The organism is Micromonospora sp. KC207 (assembly GCF_004348615.1).
In the GTDB taxonomy this organism is placed as follows: domain Bacteria; phylum Actinomycetota; class Actinomycetes; order Mycobacteriales; family Micromonosporaceae; genus Micromonospora.
The window spans coordinates 1-2330 of record NZ_SMKJ01000519.1; the positions used below are offsets into that span (position 1 = coordinate 1).

Below are 2330 nucleotides of genomic sequence, written 5' to 3' on the forward strand. Positions count from 1 at the left end.
GCCCCGAAGCGACAGTTCCGGGCCATGTGGATCTCCTCGGTGGTGAACATCGACTGGCCGACCAAGGCATCGCAGACCGCCCCGGACCGCATCGCCGCCCAGCGGGCCGAGTACCTGGGCTGGCTCGACCTGGCGCAGCGGCTGCACCACAACGCGGTGGTGGTGCAGGTCCGGCCCACCGCCGACGCGCTCTGGCCGTCGCCGCACGAGCCGTGGTCGGAGTACCTGACCGGGGTGCGCGGGCAGGACCCGGGCTGGGATCCGCTGGCGTTTCTCGTCGACGAGGCGCACAAGCGGAACCTGGAGTTCCACGCCTGGTTCAACCCGTACCGGATCTCCATGCCGGCTCCCGGCGGCGCGGGCGCGGACCTCGCGCAGCTCGCGCCGGGCCACCCGGCCCGACAGCACCCAGAGTGGACCTTCGCGTACCCGCCGGCCGGCGTCGCCGGCAGCCGGCTCTACTACAACCCCGGAATCCCGGCGGTGCGCGAGTTCGTCCAGACCGCCATGATGGACGCCGTCACGCGGTACGACGTCGACGGTGTGCACTTCGACGACTACTTCTACCCGTACCCGAGCGGCACCTACCAGGTGCCCGACGACGCGACGTTCGCCGAGTTCAACCGGGGCTTCACCGACCGGGCAGACTGGCGGCGGGACAACATCGACCTGCTGATCCGGGAGATGAACGACAGGATCAAGGCCGCGAAGCCGTGGGTGAAGTTCGGGGTCAGCCCGTTCGGCATCTGGCGCAACGCCTCGGTCGACCCGCTCGGCTCGGACACCACCGGCAGCCAGTCGTACGACATCATCTCCGCCGACACCCGCAAGTGGGTCAAGCAGGAGTGGATCGACTACATCGTGCCGCAGCTGTACTGGTACATCGGCCAGTACCCGGCGGCCGACTACGCCCGGCTGGTGCCGTGGTGGGCCGAGACGGTGCGCGGGACCCGCGTGCAGCTCTACATCGGCCAGGCCGACTACAAGAGCGGCGACCCGGCGTACGGCTCGTACTGGCAGAACCCGCGCGAGTTGTCCGACCACCTGGCGCTCAACCGGTCGTACCCGGAGGTGCTCGGCAACGTGCACTTCTCGGCCGTCCAGGTGCGGGCGAACCGGCTCGGGGCGACCGATCTCTACGCCGCCGAGCACTACTCGCGCCCCGCCCTGGTGCCGGCGGTGCCGCACCTGCCGGCGAAGCCGCTGCTGCCCCCGGTGGTCACCGGCGCGCAGCGGCAGGCCGACGGCGTCCGGCTGAGCTGGCGGCAGCCGGCCGACGGCGTGGGCCCGCTCGGCCGGGCCACGTCGTACGCGATCTACCGGTTCGACGGGGTCGGCCCGGTCGACCCGTGCGGCTTCGCCGACGCGTCCCACCTGGTCGGCACCGTCCGGGCCGCCCCCGGCGGGACGCAGTCCTGGGTGGACGGCACCGCGGAGGCCGACCGGCGGTACACGTACCACGTGACGGCGCTGGACCGGCTGTCGAACGAGAGCCCCGTCAGTCCACCGCGTTCCGTGCGCTGACGGTACGGACCAGTGCCCCGGGCGCCCCAGCGTCCGGGGCATTCGTCTGTTTCGACTCATGTCACCAGATGTTGGCTTATGACATACTCGACCGCCCGGGGTTCGATCGACACTTGTCGAATCCGGTGACCCGCCGGTAACCACCCGACCGCACACCCCTGCGGAGGTCCCCGGTGCCCAGACGCCTCGCCACCCTCCTCACCTCCGGCGCGTTCGCCCTGCTCGCCGCGCTGTGGGTTGCCTCCCCCGCCACCGCCGACGTCAGCACCAGCCAGAAGCTCAGCGTGCTGTCGAGCTGGACGCAGACCAGCGCCAGCAGCTACAACACCTGGAACTCGGCCCGGCAGAACCAGTCCGCCTGGACCGAGTACGCCTTCGACTGGTCGACCGACTACTGCTCGTCCAGCCCGGACAACCCGCTCGGGTTCAACTTCAAGCTCTCCTGCCACCGGCACGACTTCGGCTACCGCAACTACAAGGAGATGGGCCAGTTCTCGGCCAACAAGTCCCGGCTGGACAGCGCCTTCTACGAGGACCTGAAGCGGGTCTGCGCCACGTACAGCTCGGTGGTCCGCCCCGCCTGCTACAGCCTCGCGTGGGCCTACTACGAGGCGGTCAGCATCTTCGGCTCGCTCGCGGCGGTCCAGCAAGCCGACATCGACCGCGCCGCCCGAATCAAGGCCGCCGCCGAGCGCTGAGGCGCAGGGAGGGGCCCTTGTCGACGCCTTCGGCATAGCAGGCCCCTCCTAACCACCACCTTCGGCGGGACGCACGGGGGTGGGGTGCGCGGGAGCAGGGGACACGGG

At 70.5% G+C, this 2330-nt stretch carries 2 protein-coding genes; both read left to right on the forward strand.

The genetic code is table 11. From position 1 onward, the window contains the following. Nucleotides 1-1524, forward strand: a 1524-nt coding sequence (locus E1258_RS32040) for a glycoside hydrolase family 10 protein (protein ID WP_132407648.1), incomplete at its 5' end; no start/stop codon positions are given. A gap of 173 nt (nt 1525-1697) precedes the next feature. Next, nucleotides 1698-2222 (forward strand): phospholipase, encoded by a 525-nt coding sequence (locus tag E1258_RS32045; RefSeq protein WP_132407650.1) that lies wholly within the window; start codon nt 1698-1700, stop codon nt 2220-2222. The last annotated feature ends 108 nt before the right edge of the window (nt 2223-2330 follow it).